General features: G+C 57.0%; 1 pseudogene. It reads right to left on the reverse strand.

Features of this window, described 5'->3' with window-relative positions:
* Positions 1 to 337 (reverse strand): annotated as a pseudogene (locus FHC48_RS23155) (IS1 family transposase); the annotation flags it as partial.

Below are 337 nucleotides of genomic sequence, written 5' to 3' on the forward strand. Positions count from 1 at the left end.
CTGATTACGTGCAGCTTTCCCTTCAGGCGGGATTCATACAGCGGCCAGCCATCCGTCATCCATATCACCACGTCAAAGGGTGACAGCAGGCTCATAAGACGCCCCAGCGTCGCCATAGTGCGTTCACCGAATACGTGCGCAACAACCGTCTTCCGGAGCCTGTCATACGCGTAAAACAGCCAGCGCTGGCGCGATTTAGCCCCGACATAGCCCCACTGTTCGTCCATTTCCGCGCAGACGATGACGTCACTGCCCGGCTGTATGCGCGAGGTTACCGGCTGCGGCCTGAGTTTTTTAAGTGACGTAAAATCGTGTTGAGGCCAACGCCCATAATGCG

The sequence above is a fragment of the Enterobacter sp. EC_50 genome (assembly GCF_019584525.1).
GTDB classification, from domain to species: Bacteria; Pseudomonadota; Gammaproteobacteria; order Enterobacterales; family Enterobacteriaceae; genus Enterobacter; species Enterobacter roggenkampii.